This window comes from Paenibacillus typhae (genome assembly GCF_900099765.1).
Classification (GTDB): domain Bacteria; phylum Bacillota; class Bacilli; order Paenibacillales; family Paenibacillaceae; genus Paenibacillus_AQ; species Paenibacillus_AQ typhae.
Map to the genome: position 1 here is coordinate 1 of NZ_FNDX01000005.1, position 23,930 is coordinate 23,930.

Below are 23,930 nucleotides of genomic sequence, written 5' to 3' on the forward strand. Positions count from 1 at the left end.
AGGTGTTCTTTTGCACAGCGACCAAGGATTTCAATACACTAGCCGCCAATACAGTAAACTACTGGAGCGATATGAGATAAAGGCAAGCATGTCCAGAAAGGGTAACTGCTGGGACAATGCCTGTATGGAGAACTTCTTCGGTCATTTTAAATCCGAGTGTTTCTACCTCCACTCCTTTCACTCTGCTAAGCAGGTGAGGCATGCTGTGCAGCAATATATCCGCTTTTACAACCATGCACGTTTCCAAACGAAACTAAACAACCTGAGTCCCTATGAATACCGAACTCAGGCTGCTTAAATATTGCTTTTTATTTACTGTCTACTTGACAGGGGTCACTTCAAAATTGGAGGGCTTTTTTTATTGGGGAAAGAAGGGATTTGCATATTAATGTCTAATAGTTACATAAAATGTCGAGAAGGAAAAAGGAGGAAAAGGAATGGGGAGTTCTGGAACCGGATCTTTTGGTGATTTGAAAGGGTCAAGGGAAAGTCAAATGTGTTTAAGAAGTATAAAGGATGACTGGCTTGAAGAAGTAGCAAGATGTGATTTCTTTAAAACTCAAGGTGGAGTTCCCTCAATAATGCATCCAGTTCATATAGAAGGAAGTTGCTGAGTTAGGAATTGAATTGGGAGTTCCAATAGCATTAACTTATTCATGCGAAGCAAACAGTGAAGTTCATTGTGGTGTTTGTCCTAATTGTATTGATAGGATAAATGCACTTAAACAATTGTAAGTTAGTTAAATATATTTATAAATATACATATTAAATTCTATGATTGTTCATTTGGAATTTAAAGTATTGAGTTTGGTAATAAACATTTTAAAAAAAGGAGTTTTTATATGAGTAATCAATCTAACACCACGCCTTTGGTAGAAGATTCCCTTGAAAATACTTCAGTAAATAAATTGAAACATATTTTATTGAAAGAGAACCCGATTTTATTTTTGGGTGCAGGGTTTTCATTTGGAGCAAAGATGGCTTCAGGGGAACCGATTCCATTAGGCGATCAATTAAAAAACAAACTATTATGTGGCCTACTTAAAATAGATAAAGATACTGATGTATATAAAGAATTATCCAACTATTCTCTATCAAAAGTATGTGAATATATTGAGTATGAATTTAATAGAGATTTTCTAAATGATTTCATATGTGAACTATTTAAAAATAGTGTTCCAGCGGATTATCACAAGGATTTTTGTAAATACAATTGGTCAAAGATATATACAACTAATATAGATGATATGTTAGAGACGGTCTTTCGTCAGAATAATAAAGAGATTCTAGTTCAAAATCGGAGTAGGGCCTCGACATTGAGGAAAAATTGTACTCAATACATTAAATTACATGGCTGTGTTCAGAACCCTTCTGAAGGATTTACTTTTAGTACTTCTGAGTATATTGATTCAATGCTAAGTCATCAAGACTTTAGGTTTAGTAGTTTTAACATTGATATTCAAAAAGAGCATTTTATATTTATTGGAACTTCATTTGATGAAATAAATATTGATTATTATCTCAATTTATATAAAAATGCAGGATTTTCATCAAGAGGGCAATTATTTTTTATCACACCAAATCCTTCACTTATGTTACAGAGTAAAATAAAGCAATTAAAAGGAAATATGATTTGTTGGACTACAGAAACATTTATTAAATATATTGAAGAAGAAATTTATCAACATGTCGACAAAAGCAGAAATACTGAAAAAAGACTATTTCATAGGGGATTTATTACTTATGATTATTATAATCGAGAATATAATAGTACGAACCTAATAGAGGGCAAACTTTATTCCGGCTTTGAGCCGGTTGTTGATGACATAATTTCAGAGTGGGACTTCAGACATCCTTTAGTTAATGAAATCAAAGGTGATATATTAAATCGAAAATATTCTCATTATACTATTTATGGAAAATCACTTGTTGGAAAAAGCTGTTGTTTACTTAGGCTGGGGCAAGAGTTATATAAAGAGGGTTATTGTGTTATCCTCTTTAATGGACGTGAGTTCGATACTACGGCATTAAAAGAATTTATAGCTCAAAATAAGACTAAAACACGTTTTGTTATCCTAATTGATAATGCGAGTTACTACTATAATAATATATCTAATTTCAAAAATTATTTTTCGGGTAAAGACGTTTATTTTATTACCACTTCTCGAACTTATCTTCATATTAGAAAAAGATATGCATTATTAAATAGTTCATTTAAAGAGTATTATTTTGATTCGGAAATTAATACGATATATGCTCAAGAAATTATAAACAGATTATCAGAGAAGGGTTTTTTAGGTGAACTATCAAAAATAGATAATTTGAATGAAAGGATACAATATTTCACTCGAAAAAATGATTTGATGTCTGCTATGTTAGAAATGACGTATGGTAAAGGTTTTATAAAGCGTTTTAATAGACAATTAGAAAGTGAGTTCAATAGGAATGATCTTCGATTGAAGAGTTTTTTACTTGATCTTGCGATTTTTGATAAAGCCGAATTAGCATCCTACCCAGTAGAACTTATTGCAATGGTTTATAAAACTAATACAAATGATCTTATTGAAAAGTCTACAAATTTTGTGAAGCAGACCAAAAATAAAAACTATAGACTTAGAAGCGGATACTTCACAGCTAAGATATTAGGGCTTTGGGGGAAAGAAGCGATCCTTAAGAATGTAAAGGATATACTGATAGCTATCTCCCCACAAATTATAGAAAATTCAAATAATTATTGGGCAGAGATGTTTGAAACTTTACTTAAAGAGAAGTTTCTGTCTAAGATTTTAAGAATAGACAAGATTCAAACAAGGAAGCTTTTAGTGGAATTACAAAGTTATTTTTCCGAAACAAGTTATTATTGGTTACAATTAGGTCTGGCTGAACAGAAACTCAATGAATATGAAAAAGCATTAAACCATTTTAGGCAGGCTGAAGCTATTTCTCCTAATTCATATCATGTACAACATGCTATAGGTAGAAATTTTATGAGACAAGCTAATAGCATGAATGATTCAATTGATGCTATTGATTTATTTAAAGAAGGGGAGAATATTATCCTTTCATTAATCAATGAAAAGGAATTATTTCAGGCGAAGTCTCATTCTGTTCACTGCTATTTGTTCGAGAAAATTTATTTTTTGAAAAAGTTTAATATTATTCCAACAAATGAAGAATTAAAAGATATGAAAAAATACCTTGATCAATTAACAGAAAAAGATGAGGAAGGAGCAATGGTTAAGGATATAAATAATTACTTTTATAACTATTTGAATGGTATTGGAAAACTAGGCATGATAAAGATTAAACTGACTGATCTAAATAAGTACCAATTTATTTTTCAAGAATATGAGAAAGATTTGGTATTAGATTTTGATGTAGAGTAATTATCAGGTATCTTCGCCATGTGACAGGGATAGGGGCTAACAAATAGTGGGATACGCCGCTTGGTCTCCGACTGGGGTCAACGGAAGAAGATAATCAGGCTGACCCGAAGGGGACCCGGTTACGGGGGGCTTCTAGGGTGACATCAAAACTGTAACTACACTCGTAGAAGCTTATGTGCCGTTATCTTCGGACAGGGGTTCGACTCCCCTTGGCTCCATATGGAGTATCAGTGAAAGACACCTTAATCGGTGTCTTTTTCATTTTAACGGCTGTTTTGGACTATACATGGTGGTAAAATCTTCCAACCTCACGTGGCTTCTGAGGCTTACTGTAAATGGATACAGCGAGTTTCACTGAGGCTATACGGAGACCGGTGGCTTTGGCCTCCACGTAACCCGTGACTAATATGCTCCCCCTTCGGCGTGTGTTTTCGCCTTTCATACCCTCATCCGCCCTTCGATTTCACCAAAGAAGAGATCGTTGCAGTCGGAGCACTCCTACCTGCTATAAGTTGATATGAACGGTGCCATACACAAATGTAGAAAATGGTTGTAACACCCAGCAGTATAAACTATAATTAGTGTCAGCTTGTAGATTAATGTCGAATAATGTATAGTCTTTCAGATAATCTCAATAACAATAGGGCACACTCGTTGAAAAACGGGGTCGCAAAACTACAGGGGCTATCACATTTCCAATTGGATATGTTATGCCAGCCAGTTACCGAAGGCAAGGAAGCCTCTCCTTTTCGGGAGAGTTTTTTTGTTGCAATGGGCCTGATTCATAAGGTGGGGGAACAGTGAGAATATTTAATAAGTCGATTGTATTTATCATAGCTCTGATTGTTTTTGGACTACTAGGTAATATGCTCAACCTATCCCTATTGCTGGGGGTCAATTTTATCTTCGGCAGTATATTCACCTTTTTGATATTGCGGATATATGGTCTTAAATGGGCTTTAGTGGCATCGGCTATTGTAAATGGTTACACGTTGTTTCTTTGGAATCATCCTTACGCTATGTTTGTTTTTGTGCTGGAAACTTTATTTGTCGGCGTTTTCTACATAGGGAAAAGGATTGTTCTTGTTGATAGCCTATATTGGATGATTTTAGGGATGCCCCTCATATGGGTATTCTATCGTTATGCCCTGGATATGAATTTTACCGCTTCCTTACTGGTTGTGCTTAAGGATGCTGTGAATGGTATTCTAAATGTATTGATTTCCAGCGTAATCTTTACTTATCTGCCTCTTATTAAATGGCCATCATTCCAAAAACGCAAAATGTCGAGCTCTCTTCATGATGTGCTTTTCAACATATTTGTCACACTTACCTTTATAACTTTGCTTCTGGTGACGGTGATGATCGGCCATGAACAGTATCACAACATGAATGAAAAAATTAAGTCAGAGACTGAACGAGATTCCGCTATCATCCGCGATGATCTCACAGAGTGGGGAAAAGTTCATGTTGCCGCAGTGAATACGTTATCAATGGCAGCGGCTGAGAATAGGATGGAAAAGATGGATTCCTTGCAGCGCCATGTGGCTTATCTACTGGTGTCATATCCCGATTTTGTTACTTCATACATTGCTGATCGTAACGGGGTTACCAAGCTGTTCTCTCCATTACTGAATGACAAAGGAGAGTCAACGATTGGCTTAAGCTTCTCGGATCGGCCTTACTTTGAATATATGAAAGAAAAACACCAATCCGTTGTTTCCGATGTGTTTCTTGGAAGAGGTGGCGTTAACGAACCCATTGTGGTTGTCGGCTCCCCTATTATGATTAGCGGCGAATTTACAGGGGTGGCCGTAGGCGCTCTAAATCTTAACTATGTTACAACGGAGTTAAAAAAGCTGGCGAATAATAGACTAATGAATATCACAATCGTAGATCGGCATGACAAGGTTATTGCGAGTACTCGTGATGATCTAGCCGTTATGAACCCGTATAATTGGGCAGAAGGGGGCGAAGTAAGTGGAATAGTTGATGGTTTGTATTATTGGTTCCCGGATGCTGTCAGAAATCCAATGAGGAGATGGGGAGAATCCTCCTATTTCAAGATCATGACAATTCCGCAAATGGGTGATTGGAGTATTATTGTCGAGACACCGATTGCCCCCTATCGTGACCGCTTATATAGCTACTACATAAAAATATTCAGTATTTTATTGGCCTGTGGATTGATATTTATTTTTATTTCTAATGTAATCAGTGGAATCATTGTTCGGCCGATTAAGCTTTTAACCAACACAACCACCAATTTACCTGAGAAAATAGCCAAGAACCAGATCGTGAACTGGAAAGGAAGCTTTATACAAGAAATTAATACGCTTATATCTAACAGCAGGGATACGGCAGCGAGACTTCAAAGCATGTTTGCTGAGATTCAACTCCTCGCCTATTACGACAGCTTGACCGGCTTACCCAATAGAGTCTACTTTAATCAACGATTACAAGCCTACTTGGAGGAGGCCGGCAACCATGGTCACACAGCCGCAGTCCTGTTCATCGATCTAGATCGATTTAAGATGGTAAATGATACGTTCGGTCATACAAATGGCGATCAGTTATTAAAGCTGGTAGTTATGAGGGTTCAAGAATGTCTTGGTCAGGATGCGATCCTCTCAAGAATGGGTGGAGATGAATTCATCGCCTTACTTCCCAACGTGACCCGCGAACAATCGGAACAAATTGCCCAAGCTGTTCTTGCGGCATTTAAGATACCCATTTCACTAAGTGATCATGAGGTGTATACCACACCAAGTATTGGTATCAGCCTCTTTCCAAGGGATGGAGACAGTGAGATGGAACTTATTAAGAATGCAGATCAAGCGATGTACATGGTTAAAAAGACAGGGCGTAATGGTTACAGTTTCTTTGAGGGGAAGCTTAATACGTTATTATCAAATCAAATGAGCTTGGAGACTATGCTTCATAAAGCTTTAGATAATCATGAGTTTGAACTATTCTATCAGCCCCGGATGGAATTGAAGTCAGGCCAAATTATCGGAATGGAGGCTCTGATTCGATGGCGCCATCCGGATCAGGGCATGATTAGCCCCGCGGAATTTATACCAATTGCCGAAGAAAGCGGTCTGATTAGCCCCATTGGAGAATGGGTGTTACGGACAGCGTGTTCGCAAAATAAAGCTTGGCAGAATGAGGGCTACAAGCCAGTCTGTGTCTCCGTTAATCTATCCGTAAGGCAATTCAAGGATAAGGATCTGGTTCGGAACATCTCTGGCATTTTGAACGAGACCCAGCTTGATCCACGATACTTGGAGCTGGAGATTACTGAAAATATAAGTATGAACAATGAAGAACAGGTACTCTCCACTTTACAGGAGATAAGAAAGTTAGGCGTTAAGATCTCCATTGATGATTTTGGCACTGGGTATTCTTCATTGAACTATCTTGTGAACTACCCAATCGATTTCCTTAAAATTGATCAGTCCTTCGTTCGTAACATTCAGAGCCAATCGAGTGATGTGTCCATTGTGAAAGCTATCATTTTCATCGCTCATAGCATCGGTTTAAAGGTTGTGGCGGAAGGCGTCGAGACGGAGGAACAATTGAACCTGCTGCGTGAACTGGAGTGTGATGATGTCCAGGGATATTTAATAAGCAAACCTGTAGAATGTGAAGAGGTAAGGAATTTCTTATAAGGGAGTGCCGATAAGCTGCTTTTCTCTGTATTATGGTGTCGTACAGGGGGCGGGCTCCCCTCGGCTCCACTTCCCTGTCCGAAAATAGGACAGGACCAAGAAAAAGACACAATCTCTAATAACAGAGATATGTCTTTTTAATTAGTATTACGGCCTTATGGAATGGTCTGCGTGTGAAAATACCAATGAGTTCTATCGGCTTCATACACAATATGCAAAAGTGCCTCTGACCAAAAGTTCGATAAATGAAAGCGTTATTCTATTTATTAGGGAGCTGAAGAAGTGAAATTTATGGGGCCCATAATTCTGGTTGAGAATCTTGAGCGTTCAAGGGACTTTTACGAAAGAATCTTAAAGCAAAAGGTATTGATTGACTTCGGAGTGACTATTGGCGAAACAATGGAAATTGTAATAAAGCATCTCTATCACCAAGGGTTGTCCATAGATGAAGTGGTTAGAAAAACCGCTATGCCAAAGGCATTCGTAGAAGAAACAATTCAATTACTTAATTAATTCAAAAGAATAGGTGTCCATTACCCCGAGCGTCACAAACACAGTTTCAGTTCTGGCTACTCAAAAGAGAATAATACTTTCCGTACTTACTGGGTACCGCTGCCCTCGGCTCCATATGGAGTAAACTAAAGACACCTTAACCGGTGTCTTTTTTCATATTTTCAGCAGTTAACAGCAGTCAGTCAGGGGTTCATTGTAAATAGAAAGGAGTAAAAAAATACGTGCATATGTTCGTAAAAATCGTTTATTTTCCTAAAATTTTGTGTATAATAAAGCTGACTGGCCAACTTGTTCCAATGGGGATCAAGCATGATGTCAATTGGTTTGAACCCGTATTTTGTTTTTAATGGAAACAGAGGAGACGGAGGCGCGGGAGATTTTTGCTGCGCTGGGTGACGGCGGTCAGGTGGTCATGCCTCTGCAGAAGACGGATTGGAGCCCTTTGTATGGGATTGTAAAGGACAGGTTCGGCGTTACTTTTCAGATGAATGTAACTAAGGAGGAATGATTGTGACCAACGTAAAACAAACCATTGTGCCGCACCTATGGTATGACAAACAAGCGGTAGAAGCCGCTAATTTTTACGCCTCTGTTTTCCCCGAATCTAAGGTGACTAGCGTTACGCAACTTCATGACACACCGTCCGGTGACTGTGATCAGGTTTCTTTTGAGATATGGGGACAGAAGTTTATGGCGATCAGTGCAGGGCCGTATTTTAAGTTAAATCCGTCCGTGTCTTTCTTTGTTAATTTTGATCCGTCACGCGACGAGGACGCAGCTGAGAAAATAGATGAGGTCTGGAACAAATTATCTGAAGGCGGACAAGCATTAATGCCGCTTGATAAATATCCGTTCAGTGAGCGGTACGGCTGGATTCAGGATAAGTTTGGCGTGTCCTGGCAGCTGATGCTTACGAATCCGGAGGGTGAGGAGCGGCCGGCTATTATTCCGTCGTTTCTGTTTGTGGGTGATCAGTGCGGCAAGGCGGAAGAGGCGATGTCTCTTTATTTATCCGTATTTGGCAACTCGCGGCAGGGAACGGTCGCCCGCTACCCTAAAGGCTCGGAGCCTGACCGGGAAGGAACGATCATGTTCGCTGACTTCATGCTGGAGAATCAGTGGTTCACCGCAATGGACAGCGCGCATGAGCATAAATTCAGCTTCAACGAGGCCATCTCCTTTATGGTGAAATGCGATTCGCAAGAGGAAATTGACCACTACTGGGATAGGCTGTCTGCCGTTCCGGAGGCTGAACAGTGCGGCTGGCTGAAAGATAAGTTTGGCGTGTCGTGGCAGATTGTACCTTCTGTGCTGGATGAGCTGCTGGGGAAAGGAACACCTGAGCAAATGGAGCGGGTTACGAAGGCTTTTTTGCAGATGAAGAAGTTCGATCTTGCAGCTTTGCACAGGGTATATAATGGCGAGTAGATGCATAGTGCCTGTCCTATACCGGAGGAAATGATATAGAAATGATGAGAAGCGGCGGGAGGTAGAACTCTTACCGCTTTTTTGCTGTGCCTGTGCAGTTTCAGCGGAAATTCAAAATAGTAGCAAACGGTCTAAAAAGTCCAAACCAGGATAATATGCGGCAGTGGAAGTAATAATGGGGGGATCAGTCAAGGGAAACTCCAATAAACATTCTAAATATTCGTTAAAATTGATTGCATTATGCTTTTTACCTTCACTTTTGATACAAAATCAAAAATGACTATAGAAATCAGTAGCCATGATTTACAAGGAAATATGTAAAGGCTTACAATCTGACATATCTTTGCTGATGCAAGAAGATCTGGATTCGGTCCAATACATCTATAGAGAAGCGAGGTGGGGGCAGGAGCGAAGGCGCTTCATTTTACTAATTTATATTGAAAGCGCTTAATTATGAAGGACCGGAGAGCAAGCTTTCTCAGCAGGACTTGGCAGCTTCATGATTTTACGACGAGGAGTGAAGGGGATTGAAGAGCAAGCTCAAAAAGTACATGTCTGTCGTTCTCACCGTTTCTATGGCATTTATGCTGATGCCCTCTGCGGTTTTGGGTGCGCCGGAAGGCGGCGGTAACGCAACTGCAGCTGCCGCTTTGGCACAAGTGGGCGGTGTACTGGATTTTGAAGATGGCGAGTTAACAGGCACTGTAACCGGCGCTCCGGCAACCACAGGACCCGGGTCCGTTACAGTAGCAGTTTATGAATCTAACAAGGCACTCCGCGTTCAGCCTCCATCTGATACAGATTCGAATGAGGCCAAACAAGCCAGCTACTGGTGGACTCTTCCCTTAAACAGCGGTGAGTATGACCTGACCGGCAAAGATCAAGTTGAGGTATCCTTTGACTGGTGGGTTGATATTACCCGTCCAAGCGCAAATTCGCTTGATGTCCGTCTTAATGACGGTACGGATCAAGTGGTAACGCTGCGGACTGCCGGAGGCGGGACAAATGCGGACTCACCGGCGACCATATCCTATTACGCCGGCAATATGAATGCGGCTAATGCTCCTACAACAGGAGCATCCGTTACTGCGCTAACAGGCGTGCCGCGGCTGACCAAACTTTCAGCGACCCTGAGTCTTGATCTCCTGGCTCAAGTAGCATCAATCAGCGTTACTGACGGCGGTTCAAGGGCATATACCACGCCTCAGCCGATAGCCATAGGCTCCGATAAACTGACCAGCCTGAGCATCGGTGCAAGCCGGGCAAGCGGACAGAACTGGGCAAGATTTAACGCGGTTACAGGTGTTGACTGGAATGAAGATACCTATGGCATGCGCGTTGACAATATCCTGTTCAAGGCAGCTTCGACCGGAGGCGTTAAACCGGTTATTAACCCGGGCGAGTTAACAATATCTCCAGCTTCCGCTGCTAGTCTGGAATACGGAGAAGGTTCCCTTGCCGATAAGCATTCGGCCACATTCAGTGCGGTTGTAATGCCTATTAATGCAACAGACCGGACGTTTGCATGGTCAATCAGTGACGAGAAGATTGCTGCGATAACGGTAAATCCGGATAAGAGTGTAACGGTAACCGGGGTCGGTGCAGGCGAGGCCACTCTTACGGCTGTATCCGTTATGGACAGCTCGGTCAAGAACAGTGTGCCGATCAAAGTCAAATATGTTCCTTCCGTTACTGAGCCGGCTCCGGACTTTTCTGCACTGTTGGCGGAGGGATACACACAGGAATTCGGGAGTAACTTTGCCGCTGGCGGAGAAGCTCCGCTATGGATATTTGCAGGCGGTACCTACCATACGCTTGCCAGAGAAGATGCTCCTCAGGTTAATAATTATTTCCGGTTTGACGCTTCCGGTTCAGGCAACCGCGGCGGTAAGGGGGATTTACCTCACGCCGTTTCCGGCAGCAAGGTCTATGTTAACTTAGACTGGAAGGTTCCGGCAGTTAACACCCTGCAGAATACGTTTAACCTGAGCTTCCAGGACGGTTCTAACGTTCTGCTTAGCTTAAGAACAGGTACTTATAACGGGGCAAGAACAATAGGTGCGTTTGCAGGGAGCCTGCCAGGGCCGACCGGACCTAATCCTGCCAACTTCTGGAGCAGTGACCGTTACCACGCTTTTACTTATAACGATGTGAATGTCTGGTATAAGGTAGGCGTAGAGTTTGATTTTGATACAATGCTCGCTACGGTTTCCCTTGTTCCAAGAGATGCTGCTGAAGCAGTGCCTTCGGTGCTGACTATTCCTTTTGAAGGAAGCCAGATCAGCTCGTTTGTCCTTACAGGTGAGCGTGCAGGCGGAAATAACGTGAGTGTAGTGGATAATGGCGTTGATAATATGTACTTCTTTACTAAACAGCTTTCCGCTGACACGATAGTCGAAGTGCTGCCGTATGAATTCTTGCCGGTACTTCCGGAAACAGCAGACAGCAATACATTGCAGAGCTGGTTCAAGACCGTATACATCGGGGATGTGACTGACGAGGCAGGGCTTGATCTGCCGGCAACGGTTAAGGTTAAGCTTGCGGACGGCACTACTGCCGAGGTAGGCGTAACCTGGGTTTTAACAGAAGCTCCATGGTCTACAGCGGCTGCGGATCTGGTATATAACGGGGACAAGCAGGGCGTATTTTCCTATGCTGGAACGCTTACCAGTGTTCCTGACGTTGCAGTTAACAGAATGGGATTAAAGGCGAAGCTGTACATCGAGAACCGGCATAAAGACAAGGTTACTGCGGAGCCGATCTCAATGGAGTGGCTGGACAGAGGCGTGGTAGCCGTTCCGGTGAACAGCGGCGATGGTGTGCTTGTAACATGGCGTCTGCTGTCCTCTGAATACAACAAAGGCTTAACCTTTAATGTCTACAGAAACGGCGATAAGATTAACACGTCACCGGTTACTGTGCTGGATTATGTGGATGCAGGCGGTAAAACCGGAGACAGATACGAAGTAGAGACTATAAACACTGGCTCGATGAGCAAGCCTGCAACAGCGTGGGCTAACAATTATGTAGATATTCCGCTTCAGAGACCGGCTGATCGTCCTAACCCGGCTCTGGCTTACGGTGCGACATCTAATGCCGACCCGATTACCTACACAGCCAATGATACATCTGTAGCGGATATTAACGGTGATGGCCAGTATGAGATTCTTGTAAAATGGTATCCGTCCCAGGCCCAGGATCCGGGTCTTGCAAACCGGCATACCGGGGAAACCATTTTCGATGCCTATACGCTTGAAGGAAAATTGCTGTGGAGAATCAACCTGGGTATCAATATCGTGTCCAGCGCCCATCACAGCGCATTTAACTTCTATGATCTGGATCAGGACGGAAAAGCGGAATTTTCAGTTAAGACAGCAGATGGAACAAGGGGTTATCTCCCTAAAGCGGACGGTACCATTGATGATCTGACTGACACTTCTGCCTGGGTATTGGGTGATCCGGAAGCGGTATGGGTAGGCGGCCTTCAGAATCCGGCAAAAGATAACCAGATCAACAATACGGCACTTGGCAGAGTCGCGACGGGCCCGGAAACCTTTACGGTATTTAACGCGGAAACCGGAAAGCCGGTTGATACCGTTGATTATTTTGCACCGTACAGCATTAGCTCAAACTGGGGCGATAACAACAATAACCGCAGCGACCGCTTCAACGGAGCCGTTGCCTATATGCCGAAGAACGGCGAATATGGCGCAGAGCCTTATCCTACCGTTATTGAGGTGCGCGCTCACTACGGCCCGCAGTATGTAGCGGCATACCAGTTTATTGACGGTAAAATAGTGGAGATCTGGACGTTCACGCTGGCTGACTGGAACGCCGGCAGCAATCAGGGTAATCACAATGTTAAGGTGGCTGATCTGGATTTTGACGGCTATAACGAGGTTGTCCTTGGCGGCATCACAATTGATCAGGACGGAACGATTGTATGGAGCACCAACGGAACGAGAGGTACAGTAGCCGGAGGTCATGGTGACGCGCTGCATGTTGCCGCGATGGTACCGGACAGCAACGAAATTTATGTTTTCCAGCCGCATGAAGCCAGTCCGCCAAACAATGTAACGCTGGTTCGCGGTTCCACAGGGGAGGCAGTGTGGACCTATTCAGCGAACTTAGGCGATGTTGGACGCGGCGTTGCAGCTAATGTAACTCCTTTACCGGGCTTTGAGGTGTGGGCGATAGGGACGCCTATGTACAATATTATGAACGGCAAAGTCATTACTGCTGATGTCGGCGGGATCGGCGTTGCTAACAAGGCGCCTGTTAACTTCATCCTGTATTGGGATGGAGATCTGCTGAGCGAGTTCTTTGACGGGCCTGATAACAACAATTCAACAGCCGCTCCAGCGATCACGAAGTTTAATTATGATGTAACAACAGAGCAAAGTGAGCTTTCAACGCTGCAGACCCTGACCGGAACCTATTCCAACAACGGGACCAAGGCGAATCCGGGCCTGATTGCCGATATATTCGGTGACTGGCGTGATGAAGTGCTTGTCCGCACCGATGACAATAATGCGCTGAGAATCTACACGACGGACATTCCAACGGATAATGTAATCTACACGCTGATGCATGATCCGCAGTACCGCCTGGCCGCTAACTCTCAGAACGCTATGTACAACCAGCCGGCGCATTTGAGCTTTTATCTGGGTGAAGACATCCGGGATGAGGTTCAGAACATGCAGCTTCCGGTGTCTAACATCTACTACACTGCAGAAGCTGACGTTACCCCGGCAGAGAATTCTGTTCTCTCTGTAACAGAGGCAACGTACTATACGAACGCGGGCGCTGACCTCACGGTAACGGTGACATTAAACGGCAACACGCTTACCGGGATCAAAAAAGGCGATTCTGCACTTGCTGATACCGACTACAGCCTGGATACTGTAACGCCGGATGGCAAACAGACGGTTACAATCAAGAGAAGCTATTTGGCAACACTGTCTAATGGTGATGTCCTGACCTTCGTGTTCAGTGCAGGGAAGTCTGCGAAGCTGAAGATTACGGTGACGACACAAGAGGTCTCTATTCCGGGATCAAACCCAGGATCAAACCCGGTTACTCCGACACCAACCCCGGGCCCTGCAGCGGGCTCAGGAACAGGTACCGGTTCTGCAGTGCAGACACCTACTCCGGAGAAGCCGATTTTAAAGAGCACCCTTGTGAACGCAGAGCAGACTAAGGCTAAGCTGCAGCAGGCACTGCAAGCAAATCAGCCGGTCAGCTTCTCAGACGTACCACAAACGCATTGGGCAGCAAAAGCAATCCGTTTAGCTTCACAGCTTGGCATCGTCGAAGGTATGCTTAACGGCGAGTTCAAGGGATCAAATCAAGTAACCCGGGCTGAATTCACTGCGATGATCGTCCGGACGTTGGGCATTGATACGACAGGAGCAGCAGGTTCCTTCTCTGACACTAAGGGTCATTGGGCAGATGCCTATATCACGGGATTACAACGTGCAGGTATCGTGAACGGTGCCGGGAACGGCAAGTTCAATCCTAACCAGGAGATCACCCGCGCCGAGATGGCTGCAATCCTGGCCCGTGTACTGGATATGAGTGCACCTGCCAGCGCAGCGCAATTCTCGGATCTCAGCAATCATTGGGCTGCAGACAGTATTGAGCAGCTTAGCAGAGCAGGTATCGTATCCGGTATGGGCGATGGTAAGTTTGCACCGAACGATACAGCTACCCGCAATCAGTCGGTAACGATTATTATGCGGATGCTGAATATCGTGCTTGATCTGGGTCTGGAGCTGTAAGATAGCCATAACTGTAACACGCAGCCTCGCGGTGAATGCCGCGGGGCTCTTTAGACATAAGGAGGCCGAAGCTATAGCTCCCTTTTTTAGCTCTATAAGGAGTAGGGGGAAATAAACCATAAGCGTCTGATCTGGAATAATCGAAGAAAGACTCACTTTTATATAAATAGTTAAGGATATGCTACTGGCATTTCTTAACCGTATTTTTACGGAAGCTGGCGAGCCGCCGCTCACTGAGATTACTCTGATGAACCCTTATACGGATAAAGATGATCCACTCGACAAACAATCCATTTTTGATGTTTATGCCAAGACCGCAGTAAAATGATTGACATAGAGATGCAGCTTTTTAACTTTTTAATAAGTATGATATCGAGAAGCGGACTTTATTTTATTGGTCAAAACGATATGCGAGTCAACTCAGAGAGGGTGATAAATATTCCGAGTTGAAGAAATGCGTAACGATTAATATTTTGAACTATTCATCCTTAAAGAACGAGCAATATCATAACGTATTTCACCTAAGTGAAGATCGCACCGGCATAGCTTAAATTGACGATATTGAGGTGCATTTTCTAGAACTGCCTAAGCTGGATGAACACACTGTCCCATCAAAAGGTGGTCTAATCAACTGGTTATTGTTCTTGAAGGGTGCTGATACATCACAATGGGAGGTGCTGAAGTTGAGTGAGCCAGGTTGGAGAAGGCAATGGATACTCTGCAATATTTGAGCCAGGATTCTGAGGCCAGACGGTTGTATGAAGCAAGACAGAAGTACTTGCATGATGAGGCTTCTATGCTGGGAAGTGCTAAATTGGCAGGTATAAAAGAAGTAGCTAAGAACATGCTTGAATTAAATCTAGATATACAAACCATTGTAAAAGAAACTGGATTGACAGAGCAGGAAATAAACAGATTGAAAAAGTAGTAACGTGGGAGCATCCGGTACATGGAGCTCCCTTTTTTGTTGTGAATATTAATCTACTTTATAAAAAGTAACACCTACCTTTTTTAGATCGGATTTTTGCCTAACCTCCAATACTCCTTTATAATGATAGGCCAATGCTTCTAGACAGGAGGAAACTATGGCTTTTATTAAAAATCAGCTGGCGGAGTTTGGTGTAGGCGGGGTGATGCTGGATTATCTTTCGAATCTAATCATGGTTGCTTTTATAGCGCTGCTCTGTGTACTGGCTAATTTTACAGTCAAAAAGCTTGTGCTGCGGGTCATCATTCACATCATCAATAACAACCGGTACACCTGGGATAACATTATTCTGGAGAAAAAGGTGTTCCACAAGCTGTCCCATCTGGCGCCGGCCTTCATTATCTACTACTCGGCTGCTATTTTTCCGTTATATCAGTCTCTGATTGAGAAAGCGGCAATGACCTATATGATTATCGTAACGATCACAGTGCTAAATGCGCTGCTTGATGCGGTTGATGCGATATACCGTACCTTTGATGTTTCCAGGATCAGACCGATAAAGGGCTACATCCAGGTTGCCAAAATCATTCTGTTCATTATTGGCACCATCGTGGTAATCGCAAATCTGATCGGGCAGAATCCGTTGATTATTCTCAGCGGACTAGGCGCGTTGTCAGCGGTGCTGATGCTCATTTTCAAGGATTCCATACTGGGCCTGGTGGCGGGTGTCCAGCTGTCCTCCAATGATATGGTGCGGGTGGGCGACTGGATTGAAATGCCCAAATATAATGCGGACGGTGAGGTCATCGACATTACCCTGAACACCGTGAAGGTCATGAATTTTGATAAAACGATTACGATGATTCCCAGCTACGCCCTCATTTCGGACTCCTTCAGGAACTGGAGAGGCATGCAGGTGTCCGGCGGGAGACGGATCAAACGGAGCGTGTATATCGATACGAGCAGCGTGTGCTTTTGCACCCGGGAAATGATTGAGGAGTTTCAGAAAATCCATTATCTCAGTGATTATGTAACAGCGAAATTAAGCGAGATCAAGGCCTATAATATTGAGCATCAAGTGAATATGGAGAGCAATGTGAACGGAAGACAGCTCACGAATATCGGCGTATTCAGGGCTTACATTCAGGAATACCTGCGGAATCATCCGAAAATTCATAAGGATATGACCCTGCTCGTCCGCCAGCTGGCTCCGGGTGATAACGGGCTGCCTCTTGAGATCTACGCATTCAGCAATGATACCACCTGGGGGGTGTATGAGTCGGTGCAGGCGGATATTTTTGATCATATTTTTGCGGTTATCCCCACCTTCGGGCTGCGGGTGTTCCAGAATCCGACCGGCCATGATATTGTTCATCTAAAAGAGAAAGCGGAGCTTCAAACGATCATTCCCCTGTCAAATAATCATTAATCCAGAATTCTGCAATGCAGCTTGCGATATGAGTAAATGATTGTATCGCAACCCCATACACGAGGATATGCTGAGGTTGTTTCAGGACCTAATTTGTGGGAGGGAATGAAGTGAAGAAGAGAACGGCAAGGGTAACGGGGATTTTGCTTTTATTTTCAATGGCCTTATCTTTGGTGGCCGGCAACTGGGCAAACCCTACGGCACATGCAGCAGGTGTGTCCATTACGGAAAGCGGGGGCTGGAATGAAACGGCTTATACGGAGTGGTCGCCGGTAAGCGGTGCAACGGGTTATAACGTATATGTGAAGCAGGCAGGCGCAGCGGACTCGCAGTATCAGCAGCTGGATAATCAGTTAATCCGCAACTACGCCTCCTACTGGAGAGCGGATGCAGTCGGGCTGGCCGCCGGGAGCTATGTAATGAAGGTAGAGGCTGTACTGTCAGGAGGAGGAACCGCCAGCAGTGTAACAGGTACGCTTAATGTGGCGGCGCATGACCGGTCGGGGTTTGCTTTTTCACCAAGCTCTCCCTTCGGCACGGGTTCTGGTGCTTATAATGCGAACGGGACGCTGAGAACTGGCGCGCAAGTCCTTTATGTCACCTCACAAACGGCCCAAACGGTAACCCTGCCTGTCAAAACCAGCAGCTCAGGTGCAGTGCAGACCGGCGTTGGCCTCGGCGAGATTTTGAACCTCAGACAAAAGGGTTATGATACGACTCCGCTGGCGATCCGGATTATCGGAAAGGTAACAGCGGCCGACCTGAGCGGACAGCTGAACAGCAGCGGCTACCTGCAGGTCAAAGGCAAAAATAACTACTCGGAAATGAACATCACCATCGAAGGGATCGGCCGGGATGCTTATGCGTACGGCTGGGGACTGCTCCTCCGTTACGTAGGCAACGTGGAAGTGAGAAACCTGGGGCTGATGCTGTTCCCGGACGACGGCGTCTCGATGGATAGCGGAAATGCGAATGTGTGGGTGCATAATAATGATCTTTTTTACGGGGCGGCAGGCGGAGATGCGGATCAAGCCAAGGGTGACGGCTCAACCGACCTCAAGAACGGTTCATCCTACATCACCATTTCCTACAATCATTACTGGGATTCGGGAAAATCCTCGCTGGTCGGCCTGACCGAACCGTCGGAGTTCTATGCTACCTTCCATCATAACTGGTTCGACCACTCGGATTCCCGTCATCCGCGGATCCGCGTAGCGTCGGTTCATATTTATAACAACTATTTTGACGGAATCTCCAAATATGGTGTGGGGATGACAAGCGGAGGCTCCGCTTTTGTAGAATCCAATGTCTTCCGCAATGCCAAGTATCCGATGATGATCTCCCTGCAGGGCACGGATGCCCTTGGGGAAGGCACCTTCTCTGGTGAAAACGGCGGGATGATCAAGGCGTACAACAATCAGGTGACGGGTGCAGCCAGCCTGATCTATGCCAACTCCGGCACGGGGACAGCTGCGGCTAATGCGACCTCTTTTGACGCTTATCTCGTATCCTCAAGAAGTGAGACCGTCCCAAGTTCATTCAAAGCTTTAGCAGGTGGTACGGCCTATAATAACTTTGATACGACCGTAAATACAGGGGTAAGCGCCGCTGCGGTTGATGCCGTCAGCTCGGTTGAGCAGAATGTAAAAGCAAAGGCCGGACGCCTGGGCGGCGGCGACTTTAGCTGGACCTTCAACAATGCCGTGGATGACGTATCGTATGCGCTCAATACCGCGCTGATGTCGGCGATCCGGGGGTATACTACCCAGCTTGTCTCTGTAGGTGGCAATTCCGGTGCCACACCAACACCGACACCGACGGCAACAGCAACACCTGCACCAACAGCAACACCTGCACCAACGGCAACTCCAGTGCCAACGGCAACGCCTGTGCCAACCGCGACTCCGGTACCGACAGCCACCCCGGCTACGGGTGTGTATGTCCACGACTTTACGGCATCCGGGAAAACGAGCAGCTTTTTTAACATCCAGGGCAATCTCTCTACCAGCAAAGGGACGGTAGTTTATAATGGCCTGACTCTGACCCAATGCCTGAAAATCGAGAGCTCGACCAGCATCCAGTTCACGGCGGCCAAAGCCTCGACGTTAACCCTGGTGTTCAACGCCGAAGGAACGCAGATTAAGGTGGACGGAACAAGCTATCCGATCACGAACCGGATTGCAACGATTCCGCTTGCGGCGGGGGCACATACGATTACGAAGGATAGTACGGCGAATTTGTATTATATGAAGCTGGAGTAGAGCGGACGGGCGGCCCTTTGGGGCCGCTTTTTCTATTTCCTCAGGGGACCCATTGACTTAAACCAGGGTTTAAGTCGTATGCTAGGGGTGTCGACAGGGTAAGATCACATTTGGAGGCCTTCAATATGAAAACAATTTCGATCGGTGAGGCTGCGGCTGCGCTTCGTATTCCGGAATCCACGTTACGATATTATGAAAAGCAGGGGCTGCTTCCGCTGATTGAGCGTGACGGGGCGGGCAGACGGTTATTTTCGGAACATCAGATGGAGCTGCTGGAAACCATACTGCGGTTGAAGCATACACATATGCCCATTCAGGATATAAGGCAGTATATCGCCTGGGTCATTGAAGGGGAGAGCACAACGGAGCTGCGGCTTGAAATGATGACCAGGCATAAGCAGACCGTGCTGAATGAAATGGCGGTCATGGAGGAAGCGCTCAGAGGGATTGATATCAAGATTAACCGGTATACAGAACGTTTGCGTAAAAAAACAGAACAAGGAAAAGAGGAGAACCTGTGAAGCTATCAGGAAACACCATACTTATTACTGGCGGAAGCACCGGAATCGGGCTGGCTTTTGCAGAACGGTTTATTGCGGCGGGGAACCGGGTGATTGTCTGCGGACGCCGGGAGGAAGTGCTTCAGAGTGCCGAGGACAAGCTGCCCGGCCTGATTACCCGTGTCTGTGATCTGAATCTCGAATCCGAACGTGTAGCTTTATACGATTGGGTAACTGAGAGCTATCCTGAAGTTAACGTGCTGGTTAACAACGCCGGAACCCAACAGCGGTTCAATGTACTGAAGGCAGATGCCAGGGACAATTGGAGCTACTACAATCAGGAAATTAATACGAATCTGGACGCGCCGTTTCAGCTCTCTCTGCTGTTTGCCCCGTTTTTTGCGGAAAAAGAAGCAGCAGCGATTATCAACGTGACCTCCGGGCTCGCTTTTACCCCGTTTGCGATTGCTCCGATCTACTCCGCCACCAAGGCGGCGCTGCATTCGTTCACAGTCAGCCTGCGGCACCAGCTGTCCGGGACCTCTGTTGAGGTGATCGAGGTAGCGCCTCCGGCTGTGAACACAGATCTGGGAGGTGCCGGACTGCATGTGCACGGGGAGCCGCTGGAGGCTTTTGCGGACGGGATTTTTAAGGGGCTGGAGGAAGGAAAAGCAGAGATCGGCTACGGAACCTCGGTAGACCGCCTGCGCATGTCCCGCGATCAGGTGGATGAGTATACGGCCAAGATGTATGAGGCTAGTAGGGGGATGGTGGAGTAGCCGGCAGGGGAATACTGGTTTCACCTCCCGGATTTTGGTTTAGGAAGAGGTTGAGTGGTATAGTTAAACCAGTCCAGCCAAGGAGGTAACACAAAGTGAACCAGCATATTTCAGAAAAAGTTTTGAACGACGGTCTGAAAATTCCCGCTATTGGCTTTGGTACGGCCTTTCTGAAAGGCGCAGATGGAGCAAAAGCAATTACGGGAGCCATTGAAGCCGGATACCGGCTGATTGACTCGGCCTTTAATTATGAGAATGAAGGAGCGGTCGGAGAAGCAGTCCGCAAAAGCGGATTGCCGCGAGAAGAGCTGCGGATTACTTCGAAGCTTCCTGGGCGCCACCATGCCTATAAAAAGGCTTTGGAGACGATTGAGGAATCATTATACAGAGCGGGCCTTGATTATTATGATCTGTATCTGATCCACTGGCCCAATCCGAAGACTGATAAATATGTGGAAGCCTGGCAGGCGATGATTGAGGCGAAGAAGCGCGGCTACGTCCGTTCCATCGGGGTCTGCAATTTCCTGCCGGAGCATAACGAGCGTATCATAAAAGAAACCGGCGTCGCCCCGAGCATTAACCAGGTGGAGCTGCATCCGCTGTTTAATCAGGAGCTGCAGCGCGCAAAGGATGCCGAGCATGGTATTGTAACAGAGTCGTGGAGTCCGCTTGGACGCGGCCACAGCATGCTGAAGAATGAGCAGATTGCAGCAATCGCGGCTGCCCATGGCAAAACACCGACCCAGGCGATTCTGCGCTGGCACATTCAACTGGGGGCAGTTCCGATTCCGCGGACCAGCTCTGCGGAGCATCAGAAGGAGAATCTTGAAATCTTTGATTTTGAGCTGTCGGAGGATGAGATGAAGGTCATTTCGGGCATGAGCAAACCCGACGGACGGCTGTGGGAGCAGAACCCGGCGGAGTATGAAGAGATGTAAATGCCTTTAGTTTAAAAAGAGTGCCTTCCCTGATTAACGGGAAGGCACTCTTTTATTGCAGCTCTCGCGGCCGCCGCGGAGTCTGCTGCTTCCTGGCGGTACGTACCGGCCGGTCTGCCTGCTTGCCGGTCATCTCCGGGAGATGCTTCCAGTAGCGCTTCGGCATCATGGAGGCGCGCTGCCGGTCGTTCCTGCGCTGTTTGATGCCAATAGCGTGATAGAAGCTCTGCCATAGGCTGCGGTAGGCAGCTTCCGTCTCATCCGGCTGCGGCGGAATCCATTCCTCGAGCGGAATAATGGCCCGCCGGCCCGGCTGATGGATCAGCGCCATCCTGTGGGTACGGTCGTAGATCATGAAGCTCTCACTCTGGAACCGGTCGCAGAAATGGTCCTCAATCACAGGCAGGACGTAGCCCTGCGGTTCAATAACCGCTGCCATGACAGGGCCGTATACGGTGAACCGGACGAAGCCCAGATAGTGATGGCCCTCCCGCCGGAGCAGACGGACGGCCTTATTCAGGGCGCAGACCGTATCGTCGGCCAGCATGTTCATGACCGCGGGGCCGTGAGTAAAGCCCAGATACAGAAAATTCAGCAGCAGCATCTCCTTGTCCGGTACGGCAGACCAGAAGCCAAGCCGGAGAAGATCCTCGGCTTCGCGGGAAATCTTCAGCGGGATGGAGCGCAGCACGCGGTCTGCCTTCATTTTGTCTGTCTCGATCCATTTTGCCTCCAGCAGCAGTCCTTGACCGCTGCCCTCTGAATGGATGGCCAGCGGCGTTTCCTTCCACTGGTAGCTCTCGAACACGCAGCATAGCAGGCCCTCAAAGCTGCCGTCATAGGAATAGGCTAAAGAGGTGGTTGCGAACATGGGACCTAACCTCCGTAACGGAAGGACGCAGCCCGCCCGGCTTCCGGCAGGGCAGCTAAATAGCTGTCGTCGAAGAAGGAGAGCTGTTCGATCTCCGGCTGCTGGAACTTGGCCAGCTCCTGCCCGGACATCAGCGAGCGGAGCAGGGTGTGCTCGCCTACCTTGAGGCCTTCCAGCGGCCGGCCCTTGCAGGTGATGAAGAACTGGGCGCGCTTGAGCACAACGCCGAGCTTCTTCAGGGCATGGAAATCGAGCGTCCCCGCCCGGCGGGCCTTGATAATCCGCTGGGCGCTTCTTACGCCGATACCGGGAACGCGCAGCAGCATCTCATATGATGCGCGGTTCACCTCCACCGGGAACTGCTCCCGGTGGTTGATGGCCCAGCTGCATTTCGGATCGAGCAGCGGGTTGAAGTTGGGCGCTGCCTCGTCGAGCAGTTCCCTGGCCTCGAAGCCGTAGAAGCGCAGCAGCCAGTCTGCCTGATACAGCCGGTGCTCGCGCAGCAATGGCGGCTTGGTATCCAGAGAGGGCAGCAGTGAATCTTCTACCACCGGAGTATAAGCGGAGTAAAAGATCCGCTTGAGCTTATATTTCTTATACAATCCCTCGGTGAGGTTCAAAATCTGGTAGTCGGTATCCGGCGTGGCGCCGACGATCATCTGGGTGCTCTGTCCCGCCGGTGCGAAGCGGGGCGCATGCTTATACTTAACGAGTTCCGTGCTGTTCTCGGTAATCTTGTTCGTAATAAGGCCCATCGGCTGCAAAATGGACTGCTTGCTCTTGTCCGGAGCCAGCTTGCGCAGGCTGTCCTGGGAGGGCAGCTCGATGTTGACGCTCATCCGGTCAGCCAGCATCCCCAGCCGGGACAGCAGGGCGTCGTCTGCGCCTGGAATGGCTTTTACATGAATGTAGCCCCGGAAGTGATATTCGTTGCGCAGCAGCTCAAGGGCGGCAATCAGCTGCTCGGTTGTATAATCGGGACTGCGCATAATGCCGGAGCTGAGGAACAGCCCCTCTATATAGTTACGGCGGTAAAATTGCATCGTAATGTCAGCAATCTCCTGCGGGGTAAATGCAGCCCGGCGTACCGGATTGGACTTGCGGTTTATGCAATAAGCACAGTCATAGATGCAGCCGTTGGTCATCAGCACCTTGAGCAGCGAAATACAGCGTCCGTCTGCGGCAAAGCTGTGGCAGATTCCAAAGCTGACCGCGTTGCCCAGGCTTCCGGCCTGGCCGGAGCGCTGTGAACCGCTTGAGGTGCAGGCGACATCATATTTGGCCGATTCTGTCAAAATTTCGAGCTTCTCCATCATATCCATCGTTACACACTCCTCATTAGCAAAATTATATACCGAACAAATGTTCCTGTCAAAAAATCAAAAAGGTACCTGTTATCCGGATGTCTGAAGGAGTTCTATGCGGGTATCTTTGCCGTAACAAGGG

15 protein-coding genes, 2 pseudogenes and 1 riboswitch are annotated in these 23,930 nt (G+C 46.6%); of the genes and pseudogenes, 15 read left to right on the top strand and 2 right to left on the bottom strand.

Annotated features, from left to right (window positions below; translation table 11 throughout):
• From BLR64_RS05940 to BLR64_RS06005, 15 genes and pseudogenes are all read left to right on the top strand, one after another.
• A partial coding sequence (locus BLR64_RS05940) for an IS3 family transposase (RefSeq protein WP_139171911.1) occupies positions 1 to 298 on the top strand: 298 nt, incomplete at its 5' end.
• Positions 299 to 437: 139 nt separating this feature from the next.
• Positions 438 to 614: a hypothetical protein gene (locus tag BLR64_RS30220; RefSeq protein WP_167360610.1), complete on the top strand. Its 177-nt coding sequence runs from the start codon at positions 438 to 440 to the stop codon at positions 612 to 614.
• A 13-nt stretch (positions 615 to 627) separates the two neighbouring features.
• The gene (locus BLR64_RS31210) at positions 628 to 735 is read left to right on the top strand and encodes a 7-cyano-7-deazaguanine synthase (protein ID WP_208607139.1); all 108 of its coding nucleotides are present in this window, start codon (positions 628 to 630) and stop codon (positions 733 to 735) included.
• A 107-nt stretch (positions 736 to 842) separates the two neighbouring features.
• Positions 843 to 3,386: an SIR2 family protein gene (locus BLR64_RS05950; protein WP_090713175.1), complete on the top strand. Its 2,544-nt coding sequence runs from the start codon at positions 843 to 845 to the stop codon at positions 3,384 to 3,386.
• A gap of 634 nt (positions 3,387 to 4,020) precedes the next feature.
• A riboswitch (cyclic di-GMP riboswitch) is annotated at positions 4,021 to 4,115 on the top strand.
• 71 nt (positions 4,116 to 4,186) lie between these two features.
• Positions 4,187 to 7,057 (top strand): EAL domain-containing protein, encoded by a 2,871-nt coding sequence (locus BLR64_RS05955; RefSeq protein ID WP_090713177.1) that lies wholly within the window; start codon positions 4,187 to 4,189, stop codon positions 7,055 to 7,057.
• Between the two features lie 291 nt (positions 7,058 to 7,348).
• Positions 7,349 to 7,570 (top strand): glyoxalase/bleomycin resistance/dioxygenase family protein, encoded by a 222-nt coding sequence (locus BLR64_RS05960; protein WP_244157633.1) that lies wholly within the window; start codon positions 7,349 to 7,351, stop codon positions 7,568 to 7,570.
• A 355-nt stretch (positions 7,571 to 7,925) separates the two neighbouring features.
• Positions 7,926 to 8,078 (top strand): annotated as a pseudogene (locus BLR64_RS05965) (VOC family protein); the annotation flags it as partial.
• A gap of 2 nt (positions 8,079 to 8,080) precedes the next feature.
• Positions 8,081 to 8,998: a VOC family protein gene (locus tag BLR64_RS05970; protein ID WP_415840975.1), complete on the top strand. Its 918-nt coding sequence runs from the start codon at positions 8,081 to 8,083 to the stop codon at positions 8,996 to 8,998.
• Between the two features lie 527 nt (positions 8,999 to 9,525).
• Entirely contained in the window at positions 9,526 to 14,778 is a 5,253-nt protein-coding gene (locus BLR64_RS05975; RefSeq protein WP_090713183.1) for a rhamnogalacturonan lyase family protein, read from the top strand.
• 172 nt (positions 14,779 to 14,950) lie between these two features.
• Positions 14,951 to 15,706, top strand: a pseudogene (locus BLR64_RS05980) (Rpn family recombination-promoting nuclease/putative transposase); the annotation flags it as partial.
• A gap of 157 nt (positions 15,707 to 15,863) precedes the next feature.
• Positions 15,864 to 17,135 (top strand): mechanosensitive ion channel family protein, encoded by a 1,272-nt coding sequence (locus BLR64_RS05985; RefSeq protein ID WP_090713185.1) that lies wholly within the window; start codon positions 15,864 to 15,866, stop codon positions 17,133 to 17,135.
• Positions 17,136 to 17,245: 110 nt separating this feature from the next.
• The gene (locus BLR64_RS05990) at positions 17,246 to 19,396 is read left to right on the top strand and encodes a pectate lyase family protein (protein WP_090713187.1); all 2,151 of its coding nucleotides are present in this window, start codon (positions 17,246 to 17,248) and stop codon (positions 19,394 to 19,396) included.
• A 125-nt stretch (positions 19,397 to 19,521) separates the two neighbouring features.
• Positions 19,522 to 19,917 (top strand): MerR family transcriptional regulator, encoded by a 396-nt coding sequence (locus BLR64_RS05995; RefSeq protein WP_090713189.1) that lies wholly within the window; start codon positions 19,522 to 19,524, stop codon positions 19,915 to 19,917.
• Positions 19,914 to 20,675: an SDR family oxidoreductase gene (locus BLR64_RS06000; RefSeq protein ID WP_090713191.1), complete on the top strand. Its 762-nt coding sequence runs from the start codon at positions 19,914 to 19,916 to the stop codon at positions 20,673 to 20,675. Before BLR64_RS05995 ends, BLR64_RS06000 begins: the two co-directional genes overlap by 4 nt.
• Positions 20,676 to 20,770: 95 nt before the next feature.
• A complete protein-coding gene (locus BLR64_RS06005) occupies positions 20,771 to 21,613 on the top strand; it encodes an aldo/keto reductase (RefSeq protein ID WP_090713193.1) in 843 nt (280 codons plus the stop codon).
• A 52-nt stretch (positions 21,614 to 21,665) separates the two neighbouring features.
• Here the strand turns inward: BLR64_RS06005 and BLR64_RS06010 are convergent, their stop codons facing one another.
• Positions 21,666 to 22,484, bottom strand: coding sequence for a TIGR03915 family putative DNA repair protein (locus BLR64_RS06010; RefSeq protein ID WP_090713195.1), 819 nt, complete (start codon positions 22,482 to 22,484; stop codon positions 21,666 to 21,668).
• Positions 22,485 to 22,489: 5 nt separating this feature from the next.
• Positions 22,490 to 23,806, bottom strand: coding sequence for a putative DNA modification/repair radical SAM protein (locus BLR64_RS06015; protein WP_090713197.1), 1,317 nt, complete (start codon positions 23,804 to 23,806; stop codon positions 22,490 to 22,492).
• Positions 23,807 to 23,930 lie beyond the last annotated feature (124 nt).

Excerpts from the sequence above, each read along its gene's own strand:
- BLR64_RS05960 (WP_244157633.1), top strand. The coding sequence starts at position 7,349 with ATGGGGCCCATAATTCTGGTTGAGAATCTTGAGCGTTCAAGGGACTTT.
- BLR64_RS05985 (WP_090713185.1), top strand. The coding sequence starts at position 15,864 with ATGGCTTTTATTAAAAATCAGCTGGCGGAGTTTGGTGTAGGCGGGGTG.
- BLR64_RS05950 (WP_090713175.1), top strand. The coding sequence starts at position 843 with ATGAGTAATCAATCTAACACCACGCCTTTGGTAGAAGATTCCCTTGAA.
- BLR64_RS30220 (WP_167360610.1), top strand. The coding sequence starts at position 438 with ATGGGGAGTTCTGGAACCGGATCTTTTGGTGATTTGAAAGGGTCAAGG.
- BLR64_RS05995 (WP_090713189.1), top strand. The coding sequence starts at position 19,522 with ATGAAAACAATTTCGATCGGTGAGGCTGCGGCTGCGCTTCGTATTCCG.
- BLR64_RS06015 (WP_090713197.1), bottom strand. The coding sequence starts at position 23,806 with ATGGATATGATGGAGAAGCTCGAAATTTTGACAGAATCGGCCAAATAT.
- BLR64_RS06010 (WP_090713195.1), bottom strand. The coding sequence starts at position 22,484 with ATGTTCGCAACCACCTCTTTAGCCTATTCCTATGACGGCAGCTTTGAG.